The organism is Streptomyces sp. L-9-10, from assembly GCF_004151105.1.
Taxonomy (GTDB): domain Bacteria; phylum Actinomycetota; class Actinomycetes; order Streptomycetales; family Streptomycetaceae; genus Streptomyces.
Window position 1 is genome coordinate 48421 of sequence record NZ_PHRF01000057.1, and the last position, 21019, is coordinate 69439.

Here is a 21019-nt window from a genome sequence, read left to right on the forward strand (position 1 = left end):
TCTTGCCGTTGCTAGCGCTGACGCGCTAGCTTTGTGGTATGGCCAAGACGCAGCTGAACGTACGCGTGGACGAGACCACCGCGGAGGCCGCGCGCCTGCGGGCCTCCGAACGGGGGATGAGCGTGAACCGCTATATCGAGGAACTGGTCAAACGCGACGCGGGTGAGGCCGGGCGTACGTTCGTGGAGTCCGCCGCCGACTTCATGAAGCAGTACGAATCGGTCTTCACCGAGGAGTTCGGCGCGGAGCGCGCGGGCGCGCGTTGACCCTTCGGATCGAGCTCGCCTGGCTCCTCATGGTCGCGGAGCACAACACACCCGGCGATCCGCAGGTCACCGACTGGGGCGCGCTGGTCGCCGCCGTCAGCCGCCACGAGGCGGAGATATTCGGCACGCCCGTCTACGGCGACCCGCACGCACGGGCCGCCGCTCTGCTTCAGTTGCTGCTGCACGTCCCGGCCTTGGAACGTTCCAACGCGTTGTTCGCCTCCGCCGTGGCCTACGGCTATCTGGTGGCGAGCGGGCTGCGGGTCGTGACCTCGCCCGAGCGCGTCCGGGACCTGGCGAAACTGGTCAAGGACGGCACGGCCGACGTCCAGTCCATCGCCGCCGAACTGCGCGGCTGGAGCCTCTGAGACCGTCCGGACACCCCTGGAGATGTCCGGCTGCCCCGGCCACCCCGTTCACCCGGCGGTCTCCTCCGCCCCGGCCGCCGCAGCTGCCGCAGCTGCCGCAGCTGCCGCAGCTGCCTCAGCTGCCTCAGCCGTCTCCGACGGACGCCTCCCGCGCGAACGTCCCCGCGTCCCACCGTCCGTCCAGGCGCGGCGCCAGCCAGGACACCGCACGCTCCCGGAACTCCTCCGGAGCCAGCCCGCCCGCGCCCTCCGGGACGGCGCCCAGCAGCGGCGCACCCGCCGAGTCCGGCAGATCCGCCAGATTGCAGCGCGCCGCGAGATCGGGCACGGCGGGCCAGCGGCCGATCACGACCCCGTCAAGCGTCAGTGATCTCGCGCGCAGCGCCTCCGCGGTCAGTGCGGTCATGTTCAGCGTGCCGAGCCCGGCGGGGGCCACCACCAGCACTCGCGCCCCCAGCAGCCGGGCCGCGTCCGCGAGCGTCGCGCCGGTCTCGTCGAACCGTACGAGCAGTCCGCCCGCGCCCTCGACCAGCACCAGATCGTGCTCGGTGGCCAGCTTCTCGGCCGCGACGGCGATCTCGTCCGGCCCCACCGGCGGCGCCCCGGCCCGCCGTGCCGCGGTCGCGGGGGCCAACGGCTCGGGGAATCGCGCCAGTTCGACGGCGGTGACCGGTCCCGCCAGCCGCGCGACCTCCGCCACATCACCCGGCTCGCCGGGGCCGACACCGGTCTGCGCGGGCTTGAGCACCGCGACCGTACGCCCACGCGCCAGCGCGACGGCCGCCATCGCCGCCGTGACGACGGTCTTGCCGATCTCCGTCCCGGTTCCCGTCACGATCACCACCGGCATGCTTCAGCCCTCTCTCGCCGCCGCCGTCACCGCGCGGCAGATCCGTTCGACATCCCGGTCATCCGTGACATACGGCGGCATGGTGTACACGAGGTCGCGGAACGGCCGCAGCCATACGCCCTCCCGTACCGCCGCCCGTGTCGCGGCCTCCATGTCCACCGCGTGGTCCAGCTGGACCACGCCGATGGCGCCCAGCACCCGTACCTCCCGTACACCGGGAAGGGACGCGGCCTGCGCGAGCCCCTCGCGCAGGCCCGCCTCGATCCGCTTGACCTCCCGCGCCCAGTCCTGGTCGAGCAGCAGCTCGATCGAGGCGCGGGCGACCGAGGCGGCCAGGGGATTGCCCATGAACGTCGGTCCGTGCGCCAGTACCGGGACCTCGCCGCGCGAGATGCCCTCGGCCACCCGTGAGGTGCACAGCGTGGCCGCCATCGTGAGATACCCGCCGGTCAACGCCTTGCCGACACACATCACATCCGGCGAGACGCCCCCCTGCTCGGCGGCGAAGAGCGTCCCCGTACGACCGAACCCCGTCGCGATCTCGTCGAGGATCAGCAGCACATCGTGCTCGTCGCACGCCTCGCGCAGGACCCGCAGATACGCGGGGGAGTGGAAGCGCATCCCGCCCGCGCCCTGGACCACCGGCTCGACGATGACCGCCGCCAGTTCGTCCGCGTGGCGGGCGATGAGCGCGCGCAGGCCGTCGGCGTACGTCTCCTCGTACCCCGCGGGCGGCGCGTCCGCGAAGATCTGCCGGGGCAGCACCCCCGACCAGAGGTCATGCATCCCGCCGTCGGGGTCGCACACGGACATCGGCTGCCAGGTGTCCCCGTGGTAGCCGCCCCGCCAGGTCAGCAGCCGCCGCTTCGCCGGACGGCCCACCGAACGCCAGTACTGGAGACACATCTTCACCGCGACCTCGACCGACACCGAGCCCGAGTCGGCGAGGAACACATGGCGCAGCGGTTCCGGAGTGATGTCGACGAGCAGCGCCGCGAGCCGCACGGCGGGCTCGTGGGTGAGCCCGCCGAACATCACATGGCTCATACGGTCCAGCTGGCCGTGCGCCGCCGCGTTGAGCACGGGGTGGTTGTAACCATGGATCGCCGACCACCAGGACGACATGCCGTCGACCAACTCGCGCTGTCCGTGGGCGGGTTCGGCGAGCCGCAGCCGAACCCCGGACGCGGACTCCACGACCAGCGGTTCGGCACGGCCGGGCATGGGGCCGTACGGATGCCAGACATGGGCCCGGTCCAGGGCCAGCAGTTCACCGGGGGCCGTCTCAGGCATTGGGCGCCAGGTCGGTGCCGGCGCCGCGACGGCGCACCGCCACCAGGTCCGTACGGGGCGCCCCGGTGTCCGTGAGCGGATCGGCCGCGTCGGCCGGAGCAGTGTCAGCGGACGTCCGGGACCCGTCTCCGCCACACGGACCGCACCCGTCGCGACGGTGCTCGGGCAGCGTGGTCGTGTCCGCGCCCTCCACCTCGAAACCCGCGTCCGCGATCATCTCCAGGTCCGCCTTGCCCTCCTGGCCCTCGCTGGTCAGATAGTCCCCGAGGAAGATCGAGTTGACCAGGTGGAGCGCGAGGGGCTGCATCGAGCGCAGATGCACCTCGCGCCCGCCCGCGAGCCTGACCTCCACATCGGGGCAGACGAACCGCGTCATGGCCAGAATGCGCAGACAGCGCTGCGGGGTGAGGTTCCACTCCTTGGCGAGCGGTGTCCCCTCGAACGGGATGAGGAAGTTGACCGGCACCGAGTCCGGGTCCAGCGCGCGCAACGAGAAGACGACATCGACCAGATCCGCGTCACTCTCGCCCATGCCGGCGATCAGCCCCGAACACGCGGACAGCCCGGCGGTCTGCGCCCGCTGTACGGTGTCCACCCGGTCCGCGTAGGTGTGGGTGGTGGTGATGTCGCCGTAGGTGCCCTCGGACGTATTGAGGTTGTGGTTGTACGCGTCGGCGCCCGCGGCCCGCAGCCGCTCCGCCTGGCCGTCCGAGAGCAGCCCGAGACAGGCACAGATCTCGACGTCCTCGTTCTGCTCCTTGATCGCCTCGATGGTCTGCGAGACCCGGTCGACATCCCGGTCCGTCGGCCCCCGGCCGCTCGCGACCAGACAGACCCGCTTCGCCCCGCCCGCCACTCCGGCGGCCGCCGCCTTCGACGCCTCGTCGGGCTTCAGCCAGGTGTACTTGAGGATCTCGGCCTTGGAGCCGAGCCGCTGCGAACAGTACGAGCAGTCCTCGGGGCACAGCCCGGACTTCAGATTGACCAGATAATTGAGCTTCACCCGCCGCCCGAACCACTGGCGGCGCACCTTCCCGGCCGCGGCCACCACATCGAGCAGTTCGTCGTCGGAGGCCGCCAGTACGGCGAGCGCTTCTTCGCGGGTCGGCGGCTCGCGCCGCAGGCCCTTCTCCACCAGCGTGTTCAGCAGGTCCATGGTGCTGATCCTTGCCCACGGAGGACGTCTGGGAAAAGGAGGAATCCCACAAGGCCATCGGATCGACGTGTGTGTATGACCACACCCTGCCCCCGTGGCGGCCCGGCTAAGGTCTGTGCGTTGCCTACAAAAGGACCGGACCATGGAGCGCGACCCCTTCGACTGGACCGACGACGAGGCGCGCCGCCGTGAACGGTCGGGTCTGGTCCGTACGCTCCGGCCGCGCCCCGCCGAATCCGGGCTGCTGGACCTGGCGAGCAACGACTATCTGGGGCTCACCCGCCACCCTGCCGTGACCGGCGCGGCGGCGGAGGCCGCGCGCCGCTGGGGCGCCGGCGCCACCGGCTCCCGGCTGGTCACGGGCAGCACCGAACTGCACGCCGAACTGGAGAGTGAACTGGCCGCGTTCTGCGGCTTCGAGGCCGCGCTCGTCCTCTCCTCCGGATACGCGGCCAATCTGGCCGCCCTCACCGCGCTCACGGCCCGCGACTCGCTGCTGCTGTCCGACGCGGGCAATCACGCCTCGATCGTGGACGGCTGCCGGCTCTCGCGCGCCGAGACCGTGGTCGTCCCGCACGCCGAACCCGAGGCCGTACGCAAGACACTCGACGCGCACGCCGGGCGGCGGGCGCTCATGGTGAGCGACGCGGTGTTCTCCGTGGACGGCGACGCGGCGCCGCTCGGCGAACTCGCCGAGGTCTGCCGAACCCGGGGCGCGGCGCTGCTCGTCGATGACGCGCACGGACTGGGGGTGCTCGGCGCGGGGGGCCGGGGCACGCCGTACGCGGCGGGTATCGCCGGCGCCAACGGTGTGGTGGCCACCGTCACGCTCTCGAAGTCCCTGGGCAGCCAGGGCGGCGCGGTACTCGGCCCTGCACGGGTCATCGGCCATCTGGTCAACGCCGCCCGTACGTTCATCTTCGACACCGGACTGGCGCCGGCGGCCGTGGGAGGCGCGCTGGAGAGTCTGCGGCTGCTGCGCCGCGAGCCCGCCCGGCCGGAGCGGGCGCGTGAGGTGGCCCGTACGCTGCACCGGCTGCTGACCGGGGCGGGCCTGACGGCCGTACGACCGGACGCCGCCGTGGTCTCCGTGCGGGCGCCGTCCCCCGAGGCGGCGGTGCGCTGGGCCGCGGAGTGCCGTGCGGCGGGGCTGGCCGTGGGGTGCTTCCGTCCGCCCTCGGTGCCGGACGGCATCTCCAGGATCCGGCTCACCGCGCGTGCCGATCTGACGGATCAGCAGATCGGCACGGCGGTGGACACGATCGTCGCGCTCGCGCCGGGGGACGCGAGCTGAGCCGACCGGGCCCGAGCGGTCAGTGCGCGGGCGCCTCGTCGCGCAGCGCGGAGACGAAGGAAGTCCACGCGTCCGCCGAGAAGAACAGATGGGGTCGGGTCACTTCCTTGGAGTCACGTACGGCCAGTCCGCCCACGGCGATGGGGGCGCACTCCACACAGTTGTTCGCGCCGGTGCTGTAGCTGCTGCGATGCCATGCGGATGGACATGTCAGGTGGGGGGTCATGATGCTCCCTAGGCGCCGTCACCGATCCCGGCGATGAGATCCAATGAATCCTCTGTCGAGAGGGCATGCGCCTGCATGGTGCCGAACGCCGCGCAGTACGCCTCAAGGTCTTCTTTCCGCTCCAGATAGAGGCTATTCGTCAAATGGTCGAGAACGACCAAATCCAGATCAGTAATGTGCGGGAATGAGAAGATAACGAAAGGGCCGGTAAGTCCTACATAGCCGCCGGCCGTGAACGGCAGCACCTGAAGGCAGACATGCGGAAGACGGGCCAGCTCCGAGAGCCGCTGCAACTGCTCCCGCATCACGCCGGGCCCGCCCACCTCACGGCGCAGAACGGCCTCGTCCAGCACGGCGTGCAGCTCCAGGGGTATGTCGGCGCGCAGCACCTCCTGGCGGGCGAGCCGCACCTCGACCAGGGAGTCGACCGTCGTGGCGGGCAGTCCGCCGAGCGCGGCACGGGTCACGGCACGGGCGTACGCGGGGGTCTGGAGCAGCCCGGGGACCACGGAAGTCTCCAGCGTGCGCGCGGTGCGGGCCTGGGACTCCAGGCTGATGAAGTCCCGGTACTGTGGCGGGATCACGCCGCCGTACGCCATCCACCACCCCTGGCCGCTGCTGGTGGTCCCCGCCAAGGCGCCCAGCAGCAGCCGTTGTTGTGCGTCGGTGACGCCGAACGCGTCGAGCAGTCCGGCCAGATCCTCGTCCTTCACCCCGCTGACACCCGTCTCGAGCCGGCTGACCTTCGACTGGTGCCAGCCGAGCAGCCGCGCGGTCTGGCCGCTCGTCAGTCCCGCGCCTTGCCGCAGCTTGCGCAATTCCTCGCCGAGCCTGCGCCGGCGCACCGCTGGAATATGCCGCATGAATGATTGCCTCCCCGCCCAGTGTTCGTCGCGCCCTCGGGCGCCGCGGCGGAGAAGATATCTTTCCGGCGCCCAAATACGGTCTCGCGTTGCAGAGTTCACCGCTTTGAGCGACAGATATATGCAGATCTCGGTGGATCGGCCCTGGGAACGGCACGATCAGTGGGAGGCTGACGCGAAGCACGGTCCGAGGCCGTCCGCGCAGTCATTCGCTCTGTGCCGGAGCCAGGCCCGGCGGGAAAGGGACGGCGTCGCCATGGCAGACCACCAGGAAGCATCCATCACCCTGCCGAGCGATCCCGCCTCGGTCACCGCGGCGCGAAGATACGTCGTGGACCTGCTGGCCGAGTGGGGGCTGCCGGTGCGGGAGGACATGGCCGAGACGGTCCGGCTGATCGTCTCGGAACTGGCCACCAACGCGGTACAGCACACCTTCGGGCAGTCACCCACGTTCACCGTGGAGGTCCGGCTCGAACGTGACGAGCAGCTGCGCGTCGGAGTCACCGACAGCCATCCGCGCTGGCCGCAACGGCTGCCGGCGGCCGTTCAGCAGGACAACGGCCGCGGCATGGTGATCGTCCGCTCGCTCACCGCCGAGCAGGGGGGACAGCTCTCCGTCACCCCGACCGCGGAGGGGGGCAAGACGGTCTGGATCGTCCTGCCATGGACGGTCCCGGTGGCGGCCGACGTGAGCTGAGACCGGCCGACCGGGGCCGGGACGGGGCGGTCCCGGCCCCGTCCCGGTCAGTTCACCCGGCCGTAGAGGACGCTCCGGGTCCAGATCCGCTCCAGCCGCACCAGCGCCCCGGTCTTGGGCGAGTGCCAGATCCTCCCCCTGCCGGCGTAGATACCGACGTGGTAGACGCTGTTGCCCCAGTGGAAGAACACCAGGTCCCCCTTGCGCCGTTGGGAGGAAGAGATGTGCCGGGATGAGTTGTACTGCTGCTGGGCCGTACGGGGGAGCGTCTTGCCGGCCTTCTTGAACGAGTAGAGCGTCAGCCCGGAGCAGTCGAAGCGGTGGGGCCCCGTGGCTCCCCACCGGTACGGAGAGCCCTTCTTCGAGGCGGCGATCTTGAGGGCGTTGACCGCGCGCGTGGCGGCCTCCGCCTCGGACGTGGCGCCGGGCACGAGCATCGTGCCGCCGAGCGCGGCGAGTGTGAGGACCGAAACCGCACCGGTCCTGGACAGCAGAGACGGGACATTCGTCTGCGCGGTCATGCGCAACCCTTCGTCAGCCGCCTGTGAAGGATGACCTGTCGGGTTCGGGCTGGCGAAGTTGCCCGGCCGCTCTCACGACTTCACCCCGAGGGACGACCACACCGGGCGTCGTCCCGTTCTGCCTGGGTCCTCCACTCCTGCCGATCCACTCCTGTCGACCAGGCATCCGGTGCGGCGGCAGGACTCGGCGTCCGCCCGGACCGCCCCGCCGCGGTGGCGGGGGCTTGTCGTCCCACGGATCTTGACGCAGGAACAGGTGGATATCCGAGACGAAACGACGATATGTGAAGTTCATCACGGATGCCCCAAAAGGGTGGCGAAGGGGTGTGTCACGCCGGCGGCGCGAGCCCCGATGAGGGCCGTACCTGCAAGGGAGTTCGGGGCGCCTGGACGATCCGGTCGCTTCGCGCAACTTGGGACCCCGTACTGGTCCGGACGGTTCATACGCCGAACGTGCGAGTCGTTCCCGTATGGGCGGCGTCCATACGGGAACGACTCGCCGTGCCGGCACCGGCGTTCACCGCCCGCCGAAGGGGTCGCGCGGCGTGTCGAGGGATGTCTTGCGGTTCCGGATGACGTGATCGAGCAGTCCGTACGCCTGGGCGGCCGGCGCGTCGAAGATCGTGTCGCGCTCGATGTCCTCGGTGATCCGCTCGGTGCTCTGCCCGGTGTGACGCACCAGCATGGACGTGAGCAGCGACCGCAGTCGGAGCATCTCCCGCGCGTGGATCTCCAGGTCGGACGGCCGGCCCTGGATCGGCTCCTCGATGGCGGGCTGCCGGAGGACGAGCCGGGCGCCGGGCAGCGCCAGCCGCTTGCCCGGCGCCCCCGCGGCCAGCAGTACGGCGGCGGTCGAGACCGCCTGTCCGAGGCAGACGGTCTCCACGTCGCAGGTCACGATCCGCATCGTGTCGTAGATCGCGGACATGGCGCTGATCGACCCGCCCGGGGAGTTGATGTAGAGCGAGATGTCCCGGTCGGGCGCCGCGTATTCGAGGTGGATGAGCTGCGCGATCACATCGTTGGCCGCGGTGTCGTCGACCGGCGTGCCGAGGAAGATGATCCGCTCTTCGAGGAGCTTCGAGTACGGGTCGAGGGTGCGGGTCCCGTTGGTCGTCCGCTCGGTGAACTCGGGCAGGACGTAGCGGGCTGACGGACGGTTCATGGCGTGCCTCTCCTCGTACGCGCGTCTCGCGGTTCTCGCGGGCTCTGTGAAAAATGTACAGGACGTACAGAAAATGAGATGCGGGGTATGCCGGGGAATCCGGAGCAAGAGGCCTTCGCCGTGGGCGCGTTCGGTCGAATGGAGCAGACATGAAGCGATTCTGCGGGTGCACTCTCCGCGCCTCGCCCGCTCCGGCCGTTCGCCGGGGGTGGCGTGGCGCTACACCTCGGGCATGGACGATCCTTTTGCATTCAGCCCGTTGCGGACGCCCCGGTCAGGGTCGCCCCGGCCGGATACGTCCCGCTCGGATACGCCCCGGTCAGGTGGGCGACGGCGGGACAGTGAGGCCCCGGGCACGGTGGAGCACGGCGGCGGCGTACGGCCGTCTTCGGAATCCGCTCAGAGATCCGCGCAGACGCCTGAGCGCCTGGTCGGCGGGGGCCGACCGCAGACTGGGGTAGTGGTCGAGGAAGACGTGCCACTGGACACAGGACTCCTCCAGGTGACCCAGGGTCAGGAGCGTGTCGGCGAGCCGCGCCCGGGTGAGGGCACTTGATCTGTGGCGGTCCTCGGCACGGGCCTCGGCCGCGCCGGAGAAGAGCCGCGTCGCCCCCGCGGTGTCCCCCAGGGCGATCAGGGTCCTGCCGTGCTGGTAGTCGAGTCCGGGCCGGGGGTAGTGGGTGAACGGTCCTGGCAGGCCGGTCGCGCGGTCGTGCTGCGTCTCCGCCGCCGTGAGATCCCTGACGGCCTCGCGGCGGCGCCGCGTGCGGGCGTGGGTGAGCGCGCGCTGGCTCAGGACGAAGGCCCGGAGGGCCGGATCGGCGCGCCGGCCGGCGGTGTCGACGGCCGCGTCGGCGAGATCTCCGGCGTGCTCCTCGAACCCGAGGTACAGGGCCTGGGTGCTCATGGCGCGCAGGGTGGTCGCGAAGAGGCCGCGGTCGTCGGCTTCGCGGGCGAGCCCCAGAGCCGCCGCGAAGTAGCGCTGGGCCAGGCTCGGATGGCCCGCGTCCATGCTCATACGGGCCAGGAGATGGGTGAGTTGCCCCGCACCGCTCAGCAACTCCCGGCGCAGGGAGGGGCGGGCGGGAGCGGCGAGGAGACGGCTTGTGTCGTCGGTCAGATAGGCGGTCAGGGCGGTGCGCGCGTGGGCTCCGCCGTGGCGTTCCATGAGGTCCGCGAAGATGTGGACCATCCAGCGCAGGCGCTGGACGTCGGCCGGGGTGGCCCGGGGGCCCGCGGCGCGTGCCGGCGGCGGGACGGCGGGCCGCTCGGGGCTCCAGAAGGTCGCGCTGGTGGCCCCCAGGTCATAGGCGGAGCCGGTGAGCACGGCCCGGCGCGCGGGGTCGGTGTCGGCGTGCGTCAGGGCGGCGAGCCGGTCCAGGGCGTTGCCCGGCATGTCCTGGTCGGCCAGGAGCGGATCCTCGGTCGCCTGCGGGCCCCGCGCGAGGCCGGTCTCCCGCGTCGTGACGAGCCGTCCGCAGCGGCGGCTGAACGCCGAGGCGACCAGGTCGGGTATGGGAGGCCGGGGACGGGATCCGGTCAGCCAGTGGGCGACCGAGGTGCGGTCGTAGCGCAGGCGCAGGCCCTGAGCCGCGCCCAGATCGTTGACGGTCCTGGCCAGTTCCGCCGGATTCCAGCGGGCCTCGTTGAGCAGCCGGGCAAGGTGTCGGTTGGGCTGATGGCGGGCCACGGCCCCCTGTTCTCCTCAGGACGTGCCCGGTGCGCCTCGTTCGATGCCGTCGAGTGCGCGATGGCACAAGCGTTCAACGCGTGCACGCATCGATCACGGCGGACCGCGCTCGGGGGCGGGCCGATGGGTAACTGTAGGAGATATCCCCGGTCTCGCGGCGTTTCATCCCGATCCCGGTGCCCGGGACGAGTATGGCCCGATTCCTCTCCGCACCCTCCCCGAGGAGGCCCGATGGCCACCACCGCTGTTCCCGCGACCCACACGGAAAGAGTCCTCGATGACGCAATTCGATGAACTGGCCGAGATCTACGACGACTTCTCGCGGCTGCCGTTCCGCCGCGACCTCGAATTCCCCAGCGTGTTCGGGCTGCTGGGCGACCTCTCGCGGCTCAAGGTCCTGGACCTCGGCTGCGGAAGCGGCGTCTACAGCCGGGCGCTGGCACGGAGCGGCACCGCGCTGGTCGTGGGGCTCGACGAGTCCGGCGGCATGATCGACCACGCCCGCGCGCAGGAGTCCGCGGAGCCCCTGGGCGTCCGCTACGTCGACGGCGACCTGCCGGCCGGACTGGAGGGCGGCTTCGACCTGGTCATCGGCGTGTACGTCCTCCCGTACGCCACCACGTACGAGGAACTCGTGGGCCTGTGCCGGACCGCCGCTGACGCGCTGCGGCCGGGCGGCAGGTTCGTCACCCTGCCCATCCATCCCGAAGCCCACCACGACCCCCGCCACTATGAACGCTACGGATTCCGGCTGCGCACGGGCGAGTCCCCCGAGGACGGCTCCCCGGTGGATCTCGCCCTGTCCTTCGCCGCGCACGACGTCAGCATCACCGCCCGCTACTGGAGCGTGACGACGCTGGAGAAGGCGCTGCGGGAGGCCGGATTCGGTCCCGTGCGGTGGCAGTCGCACCGCTTGTCGCCCTCGGCCGCCGGCCCGCCCGAATTCTGGGCGCCCTACCTGTCCGCGCCGCACGCCGCCATCCTCGACACCTCCAAGGAGTACGAGCCGTCATGACACCCCTGCCTCAACTCGCCGAACGCAGCGGCTTCCTCATCGAGAACGGCCGCTTCACCACCCTGGCCACCCACGGTCCCGACGGAGCCTGGGCCTCCACCGTCAACTACGTACCGCTGCGCAACCCCCTCCGGCTGCTGTGGTACTCGCTGCGCCGGGCCCAGCACTCACGCAATATCGAGGCGGACCCGCGGATATCCGGCTCGATCTATCTGACCGAGCTGCCCGGTTTCGGGCTGGACGGTGCGCAGTTCACCGGCACCGCGCGGCCGGTGGAGCCGGACGAACTCGGAGAGCTCAGCACCTGGTACTACGAGCGGAACTTCCCTGACGAGGAGGTCCGCCGCCAGTGGCGGCTGCCGCTGGACGAGTTCAGGGGCGACGGACCGCGCCGCTTCTATCTGCTCGAAGTCCACCGGTGGTGGCTGCTGGACATCGACCAGTGGCTCGTGGACAAGAACGACCAGCGCATCGCCGTCCCGCTGGACGCGGTCAGGGGCCGGGCGGTCGACGGCGCCGGTTCGGCGGGTGTGCGATGAAGGCGCTCGTCAAACGCGGGCCCGGCGAAGGGCTCGACTACACCGACGTACCCACGCCGGAGCCGGGACGCCACGACGTCCTCGTCCGTGTGCTGCGCACCGGCATCTGCGGCACGGACCTGCACATTCTCAAGGGGACCCCGTGGGCGACGCGGACGGTGACGGCACCACGGGTCGTCGGCCATGAGTTCGTCGGCGAGATCGTGGCGGCCGGGGCCGGGGTCGGGGGCCTGCTGCCCGGCCAACTGGTCAGCGCCGAAGGCCATGTGACGTGCGACACCTGCGCCAACTGCCGGGCCGGCCGGCAGCATCTGTGCGACGCGGTACAGGGCCTGGGAGTCCAGCGCGACGGCGCGTTCGCCGAATACGTGGTCCTGCCCGCGCGGAGCGTCTGGGCGCACCGGCCCGGTGTCTCCCTGGACGTCGCCGCCATGTTCGACGCCTTCGGCAACGCCGTTCATGTCGCCGACGCCTTCCCCGTCCGTGACCGGACGGTACTGGTCACCGGAGCGGGGCCGATCGGTGCCATGGCCGCCGCGGTCGCCCGGCACCGGGGCGCGCGTCTGGTCGCCGTCAGCGATGTCAGCCCCTTCCGGCTCGACCTCGCGCACCGGGCCGGTGCCGATCTCGTCATCGACGCCGGTGAGGGACCCATCGACCCCGCCGCGCTCGGCCTGGAGCAGGGGTTCGACATCGGCTTCGAGATGTCCGGCAATCCGTCCGCTCTGAGCGATCTGATCGGCGCCATGGCCCACGGCGGCCGGATCGCCGCCCTCGGCCTGCCCGACGAGGACGTACCCACGGACTGGGCGGACATCTCCCTGCGCATGCTGACCATCCAGGGCATCAGCGGACGCCGGGTGTTCGACACCTGGTACGCCATGGCCGACCTGCTCGACCAGGGCATGGACCCGTCGTTCGTCATCACGGACCACTTCCCCGCGGAGGACTACGAGAAGGCCTTCGCCACCGCCGCCGAAGGGCACGCGGGCAAGGTGATCCTCGACTGGGTCCCCCGGGACTGAGGGGGCCGTCATGGACTGCACCGTGCGTGTCCACACCACGATCGACGATGTCGACGAGAGGTGGGACGACCTGATGACGGCGGCCCACGCCCCCGTCTTCTACCGCCGCCCGTTCCTGCGCGCCTTCGAGAAGCATCCGCTGCACCCGGTCCTGCGTACCGCGTACCTCCTGGTCGAGGACGGGTCGGGGCGGGCGCACGCCGCCCTGCCCGCCTATCTGCAACGCGATGTCGACCCGATGCGGGTGATCGCGGAGCACTACCCCCACGCGGCCGGCCGGACCGCGCTGCTCAGTCACGCCTGGCACTGCTACGACACCGTGCTGCCGGTGCGGCCCGGCCCCGGAAGCCGGTCCGCCGCCGAGTGCGCCGTCACCGCACTGCGGGATCTCGCGACCGAGTGGGGTGCGGGCCTGTGCGGCATCGTCAACGCGGACGCCGCAGGCCCGCTGGACGCCCAGCTGACCGACGCCGGATTCGCCGGGATCGACATCGATGTGGGATGGGGGCTGGCCCTGGACCGGTACACGGGGTTCGACGACTACCTCACCCGCGCTCTCAGCAGGAAGGCCAGGCACAACCTCAGGCACGATCTGCGCGAGGCGGAACGTGCGGGAGTGAGCGCTTGTACGGTCGACGTGGGGAAGGCCGACCTGGACGGCTTCCTGCGGCTGGCCCGCGCCAACGCCGCCAAGTTCGACAACGCCGACTACTACCGGCCCGGTCTCTTCCAGGACTTCGTGCGGGAACTGGGCGACTGTGTCCGGGCCGTGGAACTCCGCGTCGAGGACCGGATGATCGCATCCGCGCTCACCCTCACCGACGACACCCGGCTCCACTTCTGGGCAGTCGGCTATGCCCAGAAGGACACCCCCGGGTACAGCCCCTTCTATGTGTCCTACGCCCATGTGATGCGGGAAGCCTGGGCGTCCGGCCTGGACTGGGTCGAGCTGGGCCGGCGCAACCCGTCGTTCAAACGGCGCTACGCGCTCCAGCCCCGTGTCCTGCGTGCCTATTTCGCGGAGCAGTGACCGCTTCCACAGCGTGGGACCCGCCACCGGACGCCATGGGCCGATCGAAAGTCCCTGGCGTGTCGTCCTCTTAAGCTGGGGGACATGGCCTACGAGATTCCGGTGACGCAAGCCCGGGCAGAGCTCGCCGATCTGATCAACCGCGTCGTCTACGGCGGTGACCGCGTGGTGGTGACCCGGCACGGGAAGCCGCTGGTCGCGCTGGTCTCCGCCGCCGATCTGGAACGGCTCGAGAGCGAGCCGGAGGCGGTCGAGGAGCAGGTGATCAGCTCGGTCTCGGCCATCGGGTCCGTACCGTCCGCCCCCGGTGAGCGGCGGCGGTTCGGGATCGCGGCGGAGCACCAGCGGGACCATCAGGGCCCGGAGGGCGGTGACCGGCCTCCGGGCCCCGGCAGGTGAGGCCGTCGCTCCCGGTCCCGGCCGACGGGGGCGGGTCCGGCGCCGGACCGGGTCGCCGCCGGCTCCGCCGTGGCCGTCGGAAGCCGCGTCCCCCGGTGACGTGCCCGTCGAGGTGCTGCCGAACGGGTTGCGTGCCCGGTGCCCATGGGTCGGCAAAAGATCAGTTAACGCGTTGGAAAAACTTCCGCCCTAACGTGCAATGCCTGGCTGTGACCACCCCGATCGCAGTTCAACAGAGTGTTGACGTTGGCTAGGGTTCCGCTGCGCCCGGCCGTCACCGGGCCGGAGACGATGAGGTGGAAGCGTGCAACTGACCCCGCACGAGCAGGAGCGTCTGCTCATCCATGTGGCCGCCGACGTGGCGGCCAGGCGCAGGGAGCGCGGACTGCGGCTGAACCATCCCGAGGCGGTCGCCCTGATCACCTCGCACATCCTCGAAGGCGCCAGGGACGGCCGTACCGTCGCCGAACTCATGGCCTCGGGGCGCACGGTGCTCGGCCGGGACGATGTCATGGAAGGCATCCCCGAGATGATCCACGACGTCCAGGTGGAGGCCACCTTCCCGGACGGTACGAAGCTCGTCACCGTCCATGACCCGATCGTCTGACGGGGGAGCGCGGCCGATGATTCCCGGAGAGATCCTTTACGCCGACGGGCCGATCGCCCTCAACGAGGGCCGCGAGGTCACCGCGCTCACCGTCCTCAACACCGCCGACCGGCCGGTCCAGGTCGGCTCCCACTACCACTTCGCCGAGGCCAACCCGGGTCTGGAGTTCGACCGGGCCGCCGCGCGCGGCAAGCGGCTGCATATCGCCGCAGGCACCGCCGTGCGCTTCGAACCCGGCATCCCCGTCGATGTCGTACTCGTACCCCTCACCGGTCTGCGCGTCGTGCCGGGCCTGCGGGGAGAGACCGGAGGTCCCCTCGATGACTGAGCTGTCCCGTGCCGGGTACGCCGATCTGTTCGGCCCCACGACCGGCGACCGGATCCGGCTCGCCGACACCGATCTGCTCGTCGAGATCGAGGAGGACCGCTCCGGCGGGCCGGGGCTCGCCGGGGACGAGGCGGTGTTCGGCGGCGGCAAGGTGATCCGCGAGTCGATGGGCCAGTCCCGTACGACCCGGGCCGAGGGCGCGCCCGACACCGTGATCACCGGCGCTCTGATCATCGACCACTGGGGCATCGTCAAGGCCGATATCGGGGTACGGGACGGCCGGATCACCGGAATCGGCAAGGCCGGCAACCCGGACACCATGGACGGCGTCCATCCCGAGCTGGTCATCGGGCCCGAGACCGAAGTCATCGCGGGCAACGGGAAGATCGTCACCGCCGGCGCGATCGACGCGCATGTCCACTTCATCTCGCCGACCATCGTCGACCAGGCGCTGGCGAGCGGAGTCACCACCCTCGTCGGCGGTGGCACCGGACCGGCCGAGGGCACCAAAGCCACCACCGTCACCCCCGGAGCCTGGCATCTCGGCCGGATGTTCGAGGCGTTGGAGACCTTCCCCGTCAATATCGGGCTGCTCGGCAAGGGCAACACGATGTCCCAGGACTCGATGCGCGCCCAGCTGCGCGGCGGAGCACTGGGGTTCAAGATCCATGAGGACTGGGGCGCCACCCCCGCCGTCATCGACGCCTGCCTGCGGGTGTGCGAGGAGTCCGGCGCGCAACTCGCCATCCACACCGACACGTTGAACGAGGCGGGCTTCGTCGGCGACACCCTCGCCGCCATCGCGGGCCGCACCATTCACGCGTACCACACCGAGGGCGCGGGCGGCGGGCACGCCCCCGACATCATCACCGTGGTCAGCGAGCCGTACGTACTGCCCAGCTCGACCAACCCGACCCGGCCGCACACCGTCAACACCATCGAGGAACACCTCGACATGCTGATGGTCTGCCACCACCTCAACCCGGCCGTGCCCGAGGACCTCGCCTTCGCGGAGTCCCGTATCCGGCCCTCCACCATCGCGGCCGAGGACATCCTGCACGATCTCGGAGCCATCTCGATCATCTCCTCCGACGCCCAGGCCATGGGACGCGTCGGCGAGGTGATCATGCGTACCTGGCAGACCGCGCACGTGATGAAGAAGCGCCGCGGCGCACTGCCGGGCGACGGCCGCGCCGACAACCACCGCGCCCGCCGCTATGTCGCCAAATACACCATCAACCCGGCGGTCGCGCAGGGACTCGACCGGGAGATCGGCTCCGTCGAGACCGGTAAACTCGCCGATCTGGTGCTCTGGGACCCGGCCTTCTTCGGCGTCAAGCCGCACCTCGTCCTCAAGGGCGGGCAGATCGCCTACGCGCAGATGGGCGACGCCAACGCTTCCATCCCCACTCCGCAACCGGTGCTGCCTCGACCGATGTTCGGCGCGCTGGGCCGCGCGGCGGCGGCGGGCTCGGTCAACTTCGTCGCGGAGGCGGCGATCGAGGACGGGCTGCCCGAACGCCTCGGCCTGGCCAAGAGGTTCGCGCCGATCGGCAACACGCGGGGGATCACCAAGGCGGACATGCGGGAGAACGACGCACTGCCACGCGTCGAGGTCGACGCCGACACCTTCACGGTGACCATCGACGGCGAGCCGGTGGAACCCGCGCCCGCCGCCGAACTCCCGCTGGCCCAGCGTTACTTCCTGTTCTGATGAACCGCGCCGCACTGCTCGTACTCGCCGACGGCCGGTTCCCCGCCGGCGGTCACGCCCACTCGGGCGGGGCCGAGTCGGCCGTCAGAGCGGGGCGGATCCACGACGCCCCCAGCCTGGCCGCGTTCTGCCGGGGCCGGCTGCACACCACCGGGCTGACCGCGGCGGCCCTCGCCGCCGCGGCGGCCGGGGGTCTCGACCCACTGGAACTCGACGAGGCCGCCGACGCCCGCACGCCCTCCCCCGCGCTCCGGGCGACCGCGCGCAAGCTCGGCCGGCAGCTGATGCGCGCCGCCCGCGCCACCTGGCCCGGCGGCGAACTGGACGCGCTCGCCGCCGCCCGGCCGCGCGGCGCGCACCAGCCCGTCGTCCTCGGCCTCACCGCGCGCTCCGCCGGGCTCGGCCCCGAGGACGCCGCGTACTGCGCGGGGTACGAAACGGTCAGCGGCCCCGCGACCGCGGCCGTACGGCTGCTCAGCCTCGACCCCTTCGAGGCCACCGCCGTCCTCGCCCGTCTCGCGCCGGAACTGGACCGGGTCGCCGGGCGGGCCGCGGAGCTGGCCGGACGGGCGGTGCGGGAGGGTCTCGACGTGCTGCCCGCCGCCTCGGCCCCGCTGCTCGACATCACCGCGGAGGCGCACGCGGGGTGGCCGGTGCGGCTGTTCGCCTCGTGAGACCCGTCCCGGCCCCCGCATCCTCAGTCCCGTACCGACCCGACAGGAGCCGCACCATGCATCTCGACCACAGCCATTCGGGCCCGGCCGCCGTCAGCGCCGACGCCCTGCGCCCCGACGGCAGGCGGCGCGCTCTCCGTATCGGCCTCGGCGGCCCCGTCGGCTCGGGCAAGACCGCGACCGTCGCGGCGCTCTGCCGCACTCTGCGTGACCGGCTGTCGCTCGCCGTCGTCACCAACGACATCTACACACGCGAGGACGCGGAATTCCTGCTCCGGCACGCGGTGCTGCCGCCCGAGCGCATCCAGGCGGTCGAGACCGGCGCCTGCCCGCACACCGCGATCCGCGACGACATCTCCGCCAACCTGGAAGCCGTCGAGGATCTGGAGGACGCCGTCGGCCCGCTCGATCTGATCCTCGTCGAGTCCGGCGGCGACAATCTCACCGCGACCTTCTCCAAGGGCCTCGTGGACGCGCAGATCTTCGTCATCGACGTGGCGGGCGGCGACGACATCCCGCGCAAGGGCGGGCCCGGTGTCACCACCGCCGATCTGCTCGTGATCAACAAGACGGACCTCGCGCCGTACGTCGGCTCCGACCTCGGCCGGATGGCCCGCGACGCCAAGGAGCAGCGCGGCGAACTGCCCGTCGCCTTCACCTCGTTGACCGGCGAGGACGGGGTGGCGCCGGTCACGGACTGGGTGCTGGCGCGGCTCGCCGCCTGGACCGCATGAGCGTCCACGCTGACCGTCCGGACCGCATGAGCGTCCACGCTCACCGTCCGGACCGTATGAGCGTCCACGCCACCGCCCGTATCGTCGCCACCCGTGCCGGACTGCCCGTACTGACCGGTGAGGGACCGCTGGCGCTGCGCCGCACCCGCGCCACCGGGGCAGGCACCCGGGTCACCGTCGTCGGCGCCATGAGCGCACCGCTCGGCGGCGACCGGCTCGCGATCGAGGCCGACGTACAGGACGGCGCGCGGCTCACCGTGGACGCGACGGCGGCGACCGTCGCCCTGCCCGGACGCGCCGCCGGCCCCGCCCACTACGACGTGCGGCTGACCGTGGGGGAGGGCGCGGAGCTGCACTGGCTCCCGGAGCAGCTCGTCTCGGCGTACGGCAGCGATCTGCGGATGCGCACCCGCGTCGACCTCGCCGCCACCGCCCGGCTGGTACTGCGCGACGAGCAGATCCTCGGCCGGCACGGCGAAGGCCCCGGCACGCTTCTGACCCGGCTCACCGTCCACCGCGCCGGACGCCCGCTGCTCGACCAGGAACTCGCCCACGGACCCGGCGCGGCCGGCGGCTGGGACGGCGGAGCGGTCCTCGGCGGCCATCGGGCCGTCGGGCAACTCCTCCTCGTGGGGCCGGAGTTCGAGGAGAAGCCGGTGGAACCGCGGCTGCTGGGCGACACCGCCGTCCTCACCCCGCTCACCGGACCCGCGGCCCTCGTCACGGCGGTCGCCCCCGACGCCCTGCGGCTGCGACGGGTCCTGGACGAGGTGCTGCGCGCGCACACGGCCCCCGGCTCCGTCGCCGCGTACCGCTGAGCGGGACAGCGCCTACCGGTTATTGGTTCGGTAAAGAAATGGCCGGGTGGCCTGTTCTCAGCGACCACACAGACGAAAGGATCCCGGGGAGTCCAATCGAACGCGTTGTCGCAGGCAGGCAGCGCATCACGGAGGGGGAGGTTCCACTTGAGACGCACCGCAGTGCTCGGCTCGGCCGGCACGCTGCTCACGGGAACGCTCATAGCGGGCGCGATAGCCGCGCCGGCGGCCACCGCCGACGGCCGCCACCAGGGTGACCCGGCGGCATACGGCGCCACGGTCGCCGCCGAGCGCGCCGCGAAAAAGGGCATCGACTGGCAGGACTGCCCGGCCGACTGGGCACTGGAGAAGCCCATCCAGTGTGGCTGGGTGAGCGTCCCGCTCGACTACACGAAGCCCAACGGACGGCAGATCAAGATCGCCGTCGACCGGATCGGCAACACGGGGACCAAGCAGGAGCGCCAGGGTTCCCTGGTCTACAACCCGGGCGGTCCCGGCGGCTCCGGCATGGCCTTCCCGCGCCGAGTCGTCACCAAGAACGCGATCTGGGCCGATGCCGCCAAGGCCTACGACTTCGTCGGGTTCGACCCGCGCGGGGTGGGCCACTCCACGCCCATCTCCTGCGTCGACCCGCAGGAGTTCGTCAAGGCGCCGAAGCTCGACCCGGTCCCCGACAGCGAGGCCGACAAGCGCGCCCAGCGCAAGCTGGCCGCCGAGTACGCGGACGGCTGCCAGGAGCGCAGCGGCTGGATGCTGCCGCAGATGACGACGCCCAACACCGCTCGTGACCTGGATGTCATCCGGGCCGCGCTCGGCGACAAGAAGCTGAACTACGTCGGCGTCTCCTACGGCACGTACCTCGGCGCGGTCTACGGCACGCTCTTCCCGTCGCATGTGCGCCGTATGGTCGTCGACAGCGTGGTCAACCCGTCGAAGGAGAAGATCTGGTACCAGGCCAACCTGGACCAGGACGTCGCCTTCGAATCCCGCTTCCAGGACTGGATGGAGTGGGTCGCCAAGAACGACGCGACCTTCCACATCGGGACCACCGCCGCCCAGGTCGAGAAGCAGTGGGACACGCTCCGCGCCGCCGCCAAGAAGAACCCCATCGGCGGTGTCGTGGGACCGGCCGAGCTGCTCAGCCTCTTCCAGAGCGCTCCGTACTACGACTCCAGCTGGGTGCCCGTCGCCTCGGTCTGGAGCAAGTACCTCGCCGGTGACACCCAGGCGCTGGTCGACGCGGCCGCCCCCGACATGTCGGACACCGCGGGCAACGCCAAGTCCGAGAACGGCAACGCGGTCTACACCGCCGTCGAGTGCGCCGACGCCAAGTGGCCGACGAGCTGGAAGCAGTGGGACCGGGACAACACCCGGCTCCACCGCGACCACCCGTTCCTCACCTGGTCCAACGCCTGGATGAACCTGCCGTGCGCCACCTGGAGCGCCAAGCAGCAGACCCCGGTGGAGGTCAAGACCGGCAAGGGGCTGCCGCCCGTGCTGATCACGCAGTCCACCAGGGACGCCGCCACGCCGTACGAGGGCGCCGTCGAGCTGCACAAGCGCTTCAAGGGATCGCGGCTGATCACCGAGCGCGACGCCGGTTCGCACGGCATCACGAATCTGCTGAACCCGTGCATCAACGACAGGGTGAAGTCCTATCTGCTGACGGGGGCGCTGGACAGCGCCGATGTGACGTGCGCTCCGCACGCCACGCCCAAGCCGTAAGGACCCCGGGACGGGGGCGGCC

At 71.1% G+C, this 21019-nt stretch carries 24 protein-coding genes and 1 riboswitch; of the genes, 16 read left to right on the forward strand and 8 right to left on the reverse strand.

The window, feature by feature from the left end:
* Positions 1–38: 38 nt before the first annotated feature.
* Together CU044_RS15745 and CU044_RS15750 are read left to right on the forward strand one after the other, a co-directional pair.
* A complete protein-coding gene (locus tag CU044_RS15745; protein ID WP_030349833.1) occupies positions 39–266 on the forward strand; it encodes a hypothetical protein in 228 nt (75 codons plus the stop codon).
* Entirely contained in the window at positions 263–634 is a 372-nt protein-coding gene (locus CU044_RS15750; protein ID WP_129769212.1) for a fic family toxin-antitoxin system, toxin component, read from the forward strand. Before CU044_RS15745 ends, CU044_RS15750 begins: the two co-directional genes overlap by 4 nt.
* 124 nt (positions 635–758) lie before the next feature.
* Here the strand turns inward: CU044_RS15750 and bioD are convergent, their stop codons facing one another.
* The 3 genes from bioD to bioB are packed head-to-tail and all read right to left on the reverse strand — an operon-like array spanning position 759 to position 3933.
* The gene (gene bioD / locus CU044_RS15755; protein ID WP_129769213.1) at positions 759–1484 is read right to left on the reverse strand and encodes a dethiobiotin synthase; all 726 of its coding nucleotides are present in this window, start codon (positions 1482–1484) and stop codon (positions 759–761) included.
* Positions 1485–1487: 3 nt separating this feature from the next.
* On the reverse strand, positions 1488–2777 hold the full coding sequence (locus CU044_RS15760) for an adenosylmethionine--8-amino-7-oxononanoate transaminase (RefSeq protein WP_129769214.1): 1290 nt from the start codon (positions 2775–2777) through the stop codon (positions 1488–1490).
* Positions 2770–3933, reverse strand: coding sequence for a biotin synthase BioB (bioB, locus tag CU044_RS15765; protein WP_129769215.1), 1164 nt, complete (start codon positions 3931–3933; stop codon positions 2770–2772). Before bioB ends, CU044_RS15760 begins: the two co-directional genes overlap by 8 nt.
* A 142-nt stretch (positions 3934–4075) precedes the next feature.
* Here bioB and CU044_RS15770 point away from each other — a divergent pair, with 142 nt between their 5' ends.
* Positions 4076–5227, forward strand: coding sequence for an 8-amino-7-oxononanoate synthase (locus tag CU044_RS15770; RefSeq protein WP_129769216.1), 1152 nt, complete (start codon positions 4076–4078; stop codon positions 5225–5227).
* Between the two features lie 19 nt (positions 5228–5246).
* Here the strand turns inward: CU044_RS15770 and CU044_RS15775 are convergent, their stop codons facing one another.
* The gene (locus CU044_RS15775) at positions 5247–5453 is read right to left on the reverse strand and encodes a DUF397 domain-containing protein (RefSeq protein WP_129769217.1); all 207 of its coding nucleotides are present in this window, start codon (positions 5451–5453) and stop codon (positions 5247–5249) included.
* Positions 5454–5461: 8 nt separating this feature from the next.
* The gene (locus CU044_RS15780) at positions 5462–6316 is read right to left on the reverse strand and encodes a helix-turn-helix transcriptional regulator (protein WP_129769218.1); all 855 of its coding nucleotides are present in this window, start codon (positions 6314–6316) and stop codon (positions 5462–5464) included.
* Positions 6317–6572: 256 nt separating this feature from the next.
* Between CU044_RS15780 and CU044_RS15785 the strand changes: the two genes are divergently transcribed.
* Complete coding sequence (locus tag CU044_RS15785) at positions 6573–7013, forward strand: ATP-binding protein (protein ID WP_129769219.1); 441 nt, start codon at positions 6573–6575, stop codon at positions 7011–7013.
* 47 nt (positions 7014–7060) lie between these two features.
* Here the strand turns inward: CU044_RS15785 and CU044_RS15790 are convergent, their stop codons facing one another.
* From CU044_RS15790 to CU044_RS15800, 3 genes are all read right to left on the reverse strand, one after another.
* The gene (locus CU044_RS15790; RefSeq protein ID WP_129769220.1) at positions 7061–7534 is read right to left on the reverse strand and encodes a C40 family peptidase; all 474 of its coding nucleotides are present in this window, start codon (positions 7532–7534) and stop codon (positions 7061–7063) included.
* Positions 7535–7537: 3 nt separating this feature from the next.
* Positions 7538–7734, reverse strand: a riboswitch (cyclic di-AMP (ydaO/yuaA leader).
* Positions 7735–8051: 317 nt separating this feature from the next.
* A complete protein-coding gene (locus tag CU044_RS15795; protein WP_129769221.1) occupies positions 8052–8699 on the reverse strand; it encodes an ATP-dependent Clp protease proteolytic subunit in 648 nt (215 codons plus the stop codon).
* Positions 8700–9018: 319 nt separating this feature from the next.
* Positions 9019–10389, reverse strand: a complete 1371-nt coding sequence (locus CU044_RS15800; protein ID WP_129769222.1) for a hypothetical protein — start codon at positions 10387–10389, stop codon at positions 9019–9021.
* Between the two features lie 277 nt (positions 10390–10666).
* Here CU044_RS15800 and CU044_RS15805 point away from each other — a divergent pair, with 277 nt between their 5' ends.
* From CU044_RS15805 to CU044_RS15860, 12 genes are all read left to right on the forward strand, one after another.
* A complete protein-coding gene (locus tag CU044_RS15805) occupies positions 10667–11404 on the forward strand; it encodes a class I SAM-dependent methyltransferase (protein WP_165371901.1) in 738 nt (245 codons plus the stop codon).
* Positions 11401–11943, forward strand: coding sequence for a pyridoxamine 5'-phosphate oxidase family protein (locus CU044_RS15810; protein WP_129769224.1), 543 nt, complete (start codon positions 11401–11403; stop codon positions 11941–11943). Before CU044_RS15805 ends, CU044_RS15810 begins: the two co-directional genes overlap by 4 nt.
* On the forward strand, positions 11940–12968 hold the full coding sequence (gene tdh, locus CU044_RS15815; RefSeq protein WP_129769225.1) for an L-threonine 3-dehydrogenase: 1029 nt from the start codon (positions 11940–11942) through the stop codon (positions 12966–12968). The genes CU044_RS15810 and tdh overlap by 4 nt, the downstream gene beginning before the upstream one ends.
* Positions 12969–12978: 10 nt before the next feature.
* Complete coding sequence (locus tag CU044_RS15820; protein WP_129769226.1) at positions 12979–13998, forward strand: GNAT family N-acetyltransferase; 1020 nt, start codon at positions 12979–12981, stop codon at positions 13996–13998.
* A gap of 84 nt (positions 13999–14082) precedes the next feature.
* The gene (locus CU044_RS15825; protein ID WP_129769227.1) at positions 14083–14397 is read left to right on the forward strand and encodes a type II toxin-antitoxin system Phd/YefM family antitoxin; all 315 of its coding nucleotides are present in this window, start codon (positions 14083–14085) and stop codon (positions 14395–14397) included.
* Between the two features lie 304 nt (positions 14398–14701).
* Positions 14702–15004, forward strand: coding sequence for an urease subunit gamma (locus tag CU044_RS15830; protein ID WP_030349821.1), 303 nt, complete (start codon positions 14702–14704; stop codon positions 15002–15004).
* A 16-nt stretch (positions 15005–15020) separates the two neighbouring features.
* Positions 15021–15332 carry an urease subunit beta gene (locus CU044_RS15835; RefSeq protein WP_129769228.1) on the forward strand — a complete coding sequence of 104 codons (312 nt, stop codon included), beginning with the start codon at positions 15021–15023 and terminating at the stop codon, positions 15330–15332.
* Positions 15325–17046 (forward strand): urease subunit alpha, encoded by a 1722-nt coding sequence (locus tag CU044_RS15840; RefSeq protein ID WP_129769229.1) that lies wholly within the window; start codon positions 15325–15327, stop codon positions 17044–17046. The genes CU044_RS15835 and CU044_RS15840 overlap by 8 nt, the downstream gene beginning before the upstream one ends.
* Positions 17046–17720, forward strand: coding sequence for an urease accessory UreF family protein (locus tag CU044_RS15845; protein WP_129769230.1), 675 nt, complete (start codon positions 17046–17048; stop codon positions 17718–17720). Before CU044_RS15840 ends, CU044_RS15845 begins: the two co-directional genes overlap by 1 nt.
* Before the next feature lie 56 nt (positions 17721–17776).
* Positions 17777–18454: an urease accessory protein UreG gene (ureG, locus tag CU044_RS15850; RefSeq protein WP_129769231.1), complete on the forward strand. Its 678-nt coding sequence runs from the start codon at positions 17777–17779 to the stop codon at positions 18452–18454.
* Positions 18455–18510: 56 nt separating this feature from the next.
* The gene (locus CU044_RS15855) at positions 18511–19272 is read left to right on the forward strand and encodes an urease accessory protein UreD (protein WP_129769323.1); all 762 of its coding nucleotides are present in this window, start codon (positions 18511–18513) and stop codon (positions 19270–19272) included.
* Positions 19273–19419: 147 nt separating this feature from the next.
* A complete protein-coding gene (locus CU044_RS15860) occupies positions 19420–20997 on the forward strand; it encodes an alpha/beta hydrolase (protein WP_129769232.1) in 1578 nt (525 codons plus the stop codon).
* The last annotated feature ends 22 nt before the right edge of the window (positions 20998–21019 follow it).

What these genes read in the sequence shown, in the direction of transcription:
- CU044_RS15780 (WP_129769218.1), bottom strand. Translation starts at nt 6,316, where the DNA reads ATGCGGCATATTCCAGCGGTGCGCCGGCGCAGGCTCGGCGAGGAATTG.
- bioB (WP_129769215.1), bottom strand. Translation starts at nt 3,933, where the DNA reads ATGGACCTGCTGAACACGCTGGTGGAGAAGGGCCTGCGGCGCGAGCCG.
- CU044_RS15855 (WP_129769323.1), top strand. Translation starts at nt 18,511, where the DNA reads ATGAGCGTCCACGCCACCGCCCGTATCGTCGCCACCCGTGCCGGACTG.
- CU044_RS15810 (WP_129769224.1), top strand. Translation starts at nt 11,401, where the DNA reads ATGACACCCCTGCCTCAACTCGCCGAACGCAGCGGCTTCCTCATCGAG.
- CU044_RS15840 (WP_129769229.1), top strand. Translation starts at nt 15,325, where the DNA reads ATGACTGAGCTGTCCCGTGCCGGGTACGCCGATCTGTTCGGCCCCACG.
- CU044_RS15845 (WP_129769230.1), top strand. Translation starts at nt 17,046, where the DNA reads ATGAACCGCGCCGCACTGCTCGTACTCGCCGACGGCCGGTTCCCCGCC.
- CU044_RS15760 (WP_129769214.1), bottom strand. Translation starts at nt 2,777, where the DNA reads ATGCCTGAGACGGCCCCCGGTGAACTGCTGGCCCTGGACCGGGCCCAT.
- CU044_RS15745 (WP_030349833.1), top strand. Translation starts at nt 39, where the DNA reads ATGGCCAAGACGCAGCTGAACGTACGCGTGGACGAGACCACCGCGGAG.
- ureG (WP_129769231.1), top strand. Translation starts at nt 17,777, where the DNA reads ATGCATCTCGACCACAGCCATTCGGGCCCGGCCGCCGTCAGCGCCGAC.
- CU044_RS15770 (WP_129769216.1), top strand. Translation starts at nt 4,076, where the DNA reads ATGGAGCGCGACCCCTTCGACTGGACCGACGACGAGGCGCGCCGCCGT.
- tdh (WP_129769225.1), top strand. Translation starts at nt 11,940, where the DNA reads ATGAAGGCGCTCGTCAAACGCGGGCCCGGCGAAGGGCTCGACTACACC.
- CU044_RS15790 (WP_129769220.1), bottom strand. Translation starts at nt 7,534, where the DNA reads ATGACCGCGCAGACGAATGTCCCGTCTCTGCTGTCCAGGACCGGTGCG.
- CU044_RS15775 (WP_129769217.1), bottom strand. Translation starts at nt 5,453, where the DNA reads ATGACCCCCCACCTGACATGTCCATCCGCATGGCATCGCAGCAGCTAC.
- CU044_RS15820 (WP_129769226.1), top strand. Translation starts at nt 12,979, where the DNA reads ATGGACTGCACCGTGCGTGTCCACACCACGATCGACGATGTCGACGAG.
- CU044_RS15795 (WP_129769221.1), bottom strand. Translation starts at nt 8,699, where the DNA reads ATGAACCGTCCGTCAGCCCGCTACGTCCTGCCCGAGTTCACCGAGCGG.
- CU044_RS15825 (WP_129769227.1), top strand. Translation starts at nt 14,083, where the DNA reads ATGGCCTACGAGATTCCGGTGACGCAAGCCCGGGCAGAGCTCGCCGAT.
- CU044_RS15805 (WP_165371901.1), top strand. Translation starts at nt 10,667, where the DNA reads ATGACGCAATTCGATGAACTGGCCGAGATCTACGACGACTTCTCGCGG.
- CU044_RS15785 (WP_129769219.1), top strand. Translation starts at nt 6,573, where the DNA reads ATGGCAGACCACCAGGAAGCATCCATCACCCTGCCGAGCGATCCCGCC.
- bioD (WP_129769213.1), bottom strand. Translation starts at nt 1,484, where the DNA reads ATGCCGGTGGTGATCGTGACGGGAACCGGGACGGAGATCGGCAAGACC.
- CU044_RS15835 (WP_129769228.1), top strand. Translation starts at nt 15,021, where the DNA reads ATGATTCCCGGAGAGATCCTTTACGCCGACGGGCCGATCGCCCTCAAC.